Annotated in this window: 4 protein-coding genes; all 4 read right to left on the bottom strand. The window is 29.9% G+C overall.

What is annotated here, in order from left to right; all coding sequences use genetic code 11:
* Positions 1-125: alpha/beta-type small acid-soluble spore protein (locus L21TH_RS14270; protein WP_034429635.1), on the bottom strand; the 125-nt coding region annotated here is incomplete at its 3' end.
* Positions 126-262: 137 nt separating this feature from the next.
* A complete protein-coding gene (recG, locus tag L21TH_RS07170) occupies positions 263-2,326 on the bottom strand; it encodes an ATP-dependent DNA helicase RecG (RefSeq protein ID WP_081627929.1) in 2,064 nt (687 codons plus the stop codon).
* A 118-nt stretch (positions 2,327-2,444) separates the two neighbouring features.
* Positions 2,445-4,073, bottom strand: coding sequence for a DAK2 domain-containing protein (locus tag L21TH_RS07165; protein ID WP_006312759.1), 1,629 nt, complete (start codon positions 4,071-4,073; stop codon positions 2,445-2,447).
* 31 nt (positions 4,074-4,104) lie between these two features.
* The gene (locus L21TH_RS07160) at positions 4,105-4,461 is read right to left on the bottom strand and encodes an Asp23/Gls24 family envelope stress response protein (protein WP_006312758.1); all 357 of its coding nucleotides are present in this window, start codon (positions 4,459-4,461) and stop codon (positions 4,105-4,107) included.
* Positions 4,462-4,630: the final 169 nt, after the last annotated feature.

The raw sequence follows: 4,630 nt of genomic DNA, 5'->3' as shown, positions 1-4,630 counted from the left end.
AAGTTTCCCTTATCTATATTTTCATAATTAGATAATCCTAATTCACTAGCTATTTCAGCCTTCATTTGATTTAAAGCTTGTCGTGCTTCAGGAACAACAAGTCTATTATTATTGTTATAAGCCAAAGATTTCACCTCCTTATTTATTGTATTATTAATTTATCCATCTTTAAAAACTTTTACACTGGTAATTAAATGTCATAAAACTAAGTAAATACTTTTTTTCTTTAATTTATAAGGAAGTGAAAATGTAGTTAGCTTTATTAATTGAAACTTATATCTTCAATTTTACTATCAAACATGTTTGTTATTTTATTTCTTAATTTTTTATATTTATTATCTTGTAAATGAGGGTCTCTTTCTAATATCTTATTAGCTACTTTCTGAGCCATTTTTAAAATACGCATATCAGCAAAAATATTTGCTATTTTCAAATCAGGTAATCCGTGTTGTCTAGTTCCAAAAAATTCTCCAGGACCTCTTAACTCTAAATCTTTTTCAGAAATAATAAATCCATTATTAGTTCTCTCCATTATTCTCATTCTTTCTCTAGCCACTTTATTTTTACTTTCATTAATTAAGATACAATATGATTGATAATTTCCTCTTCCTACTCGTCCTCTTAACTGATGTAATTGAGCTAAACCGAACCTTTCTGCATTTTCAATAACCATTATATTAGCATTTGGAACATTTACTCCCACTTCAATTACAGTAGTTGAAACAAGTATATCTATATCTCCATTTTTAAACTTATTCATTACTTCATCTTTTTCTTTTGCTTTCATTTTCCCATGTAATAATCCCAACTTTAAATCTGCAAAATATTCCTTACTTAACTTTTCATATAGCTCTGTAGCTGATTGAATATTCATACTATCAGATTCTTCTACAAGAGGACAAACAATATAACCTTGTCTTCCTTCCTTCACTTGTTTTTTTACAAAATTATAGGCTCTTAATTTCATATTGTTATTAATAGCATAAGTTTCAACCTTTTTTCTACCCGGTGGTAATTCATCTATAATAGATATATCTAAATCACCATATAATATTAAAGCTAATGTTCTAGGAATTGGTGTTGCAGTCATTACTAACACATCTGGATTTTCACCTTTTAACGATAAAGCAGCTCTTTGTCTAACCCCAAATCTATGTTGTTCGTCAGTTATAGCTAATCCCAATCTATTAAATTCAACATTATTCTGTATTACTGCATGTGTACCTACTATTACATCGATTTCACCATTTCTTATTTTTCTTAAAATTTCTTTCTTTTTGCTATTCGTAATACTTCCCACTAACAATTCACATTTTATATCATATTCACTTAACATTTCATTTATACTTTCGTAGTGCTGTCTAGCTAATATTTCAGTTGGTGCCATCATTACTGCTTGATATCCAGATTTTACAGCTTTAAATATTGCAAGTATTGCGATAATAGTCTTACCTGAACCTACGTCTCCCTGAACTAATCTATTCATCGTTTTATCTGATTCCATATCTTTAGATATTTCTTTCAGAACTCTTTTCTGTGCATTAGTTAATTCGAAAGGTAATTTTGATAAGAATTCATTGATTTCTTGCACTTTTTTAAATTTAATTCCTGATTTCTCTATATTATACTTATTTTTTATCATTAAAAGCCCTAGTTGTAGAATTAAAAGCTCTTCAAATGCAAGTCTTTCTTTAGCCTTTGTATATGATTCCCTATCAGTTGGAAAGTGTATATTTAACAAAGCATCTTTTATAGACCAAAGATTAAAGTTTTTTATAATATCTTCTGGTAAAACATCCTCAACTAAATCTATGTATTCTTTTAATACATTACTAATAAGTTTTATCATTTCATTATTGGTTAATTTCTCAGTTAACGGATAAATAGGTAATACTCTATCAAATCTATTATCGAATTTATCAGCAGTTGTGATTTCAGGATTGTATATCTCTAGGCCTTTGAAATTTTTTTTAACTTTTCCATTTACTTTTATTGTCTGACCTTTTTTTAATCTTTTCGCAAAATATTCTTGATTGAACCATACCAAATAAGCAAATCCGGTATCATCTCTTACAGGTACTTTAGTTATAGTAAGACCTTTTCTCGGACGATTTACAGCTGAATCTCCACACACTAATACTTTTAAAGTAGCCTTTTCCCCTTCTTGGCAATCTATAATTTTTTTTATAGTTCTTCTATCTTCATAGGTTCTTGGAAAGTAATATATTAAATCATTAACAGTTTCTATATTTATCCTATTGAGTTTCTTAGCCCTCTTTGGTCCAACCCCTTTTACGTATTGGACAGACATATTTAGCTTACTCAAACTCCTCACCTCAAAACGTATGTTTGTTTATATTATAAAAAACTTTATTAATTAAAGCAAATAAAAAAGTAGCTAAGGTTTATCACCTCAACTACTTCTTTTTTAATATATATTTAATCTATTCAACAGAAATAATATAGTAATAAAGAGGTTGTCCTCCGTATACCACTTCCACGTCACAATCTTCAGCTTCATTTTCTATCTCTTCTGCCAATTCATTTGCTTCTCCCTCTGATATGTCTTCACCATAAATTATAGTTATTAAATAATTGTCCTCATCTACTAATTCTTTTACCAAATCTATTGCTACATCTTTAATATTGTTACCAACTGTCACTATGTCTCCATCATTTAATCCTATTATATCGTCCTTGTTAATCTCTACGTCATTAATAACTGTATCCCTAACAGCAAATGTTATTTGTCCTGTTTTAACTGAACTTATTGCTTTAGTCATATTATCCACGTTTTCGTTAATATCAAGTTCTTCATCAAAAGCAAGCATTGCCGAAATTCCCTGTGGAATTGTCTTTGCAGGAATAACTTCCACGTTTTTATCACTTAATTCCTTTGCTTGTGTTGCAGCTAATATTATATTACTATTATTTGGGAGTATTATTACATTCCTGCCTTTAACCTCATTTATTGCATTTAGTATGTCCTCTGTACTTGGATTCATAGTTTGCCCACCGGCAATCACATAATCAATATTTAAATCCTTAAACACATTTTTTATCCCATCTCCCATAGCTACTGCTATGAAACTGTATTCTTTTATATTTTCCTCTTCATTTTCAGTTACTGTCTCTTCTTCTAAAATTCTATTCTTATGTTGATATCTCATATTATCTATTTTTATATCAATAAGTTCACCTAAAGCCATAGCCTTGTTTATAACTTCACCTGGTTCATTAGTATGTATATGAACCTTTATTATATCATCTCCACCAACTACTAGAATAGAATCACCATATCCACTTATCTGATTTCTAAATTCATCTGCATTCCCGTTAGTAGTATTTATAATAAATTCTGTACAATATCCGAACTTAATATCCTCTTGTTCATGAGCATCACTTAAATTAGCTGGCTCTTCTGCATGGTCTAAATCTTCAATGACTGAATCATCTTCTGAAACCAATCCTAGATAAGCTCCCTTTAGAATGAAGATTAATCCTTTTCCACCCGCATCAACTACTCCTGCTTGTTTCAATACTTCTAACATGTCAGGAGTTTTATTTAATACTGTTTCTCCATAGTCAATTACGGTTTCTAAAAACACTTTTATATCCGTTTCATGCTCTGACAATTCTGAAGCTTTCTCTGCACACTCTCTTGCAACAGTCAATATTGTACCCTCAGTCGGTTTCATAACAGCTTTATATGCCGTATCTGATGCAGATTTAAAGGCTTTTGCTATAGCCTTAGTATCTATTTTTTTTACATCATTTAATCCCTTTGCAAAGCCTCTAAATAACTGTGACAAAATAACACCTGAATTACCTCTAGCACCCATCAATGAACCCTTTGATGCTGCTGAAGCAATTTGTGCAATATCATCACTATCAAGATTTTTTATTTGTTTTACGGCCGACTGCATAGTTAATGACATATTTGTACCTGTATCTCCATCTGGAACAGGAAATACATTTAAAGCATCTACCGTTTTTTTATTTTTTTCTAAAGATTTTGCTGCAAATATAAACATTTTTCTTAGCAACTTACTATCTATGTATTCAGTTTTCAATATTAGTACCTCCTTAATCTACTATCTTAACCTACTTCTGTACTCTTACACCTTCTACGTATATATTTACCTTTTCAACTTCCATACCCGTCAAGTTCTCTATATTATATTTTACTTTTTCAATAATGTTTTTTGCAACTACAGAAATTTTCGTACCAAATTGTACAACTATATGTAAATCAACAATTATACTATTGTCTTTTGTATAAACTTTAACACCTTTAGTTAAATTTTCTCTCTTAACTAACTCAAATAAACCTTCTGTAGCTCCTTTGCTCGCCATTCCAACTAGTCCATAGCATTCCATAGCAGATAATCCAGCTACAGTTGCAAGAACATGCTCATCAATAGTTATCGAACCATACTCGTTACTTAATTTTGCTGGCATAATATTATCCTCCTTTTTATTAATTGCCCCTATAACATATATATATTCTAACTTATTATTTACTTAACTTCAACTTTTCAATCAATATAATTTAATTATAGCATAATTATACAGAAGTTTCGCATCTAAAAGATTTTAATGGGCGCTAGCCCTCAAGAATAGATTGTTT

Source organism: Caldisalinibacter kiritimatiensis, assembly GCF_000387765.1.
GTDB classification, from domain to species: Bacteria; Bacillota; Clostridia; order Tissierellales; family Caldisalinibacteraceae; genus Caldisalinibacter; species Caldisalinibacter kiritimatiensis.
Note: the sequence above shows the minus strand (reverse complement) of the source record. Positions and strands in the feature narration are given on the sequence as shown.

What these genes read in the sequence shown, in the direction of transcription:
- L21TH_RS07160 (WP_006312758.1), bottom strand. Translation starts at nt 4,461, where the DNA reads ATGCCAGCAAAATTAAGTAACGAGTATGGTTCGATAACTATTGATGAG.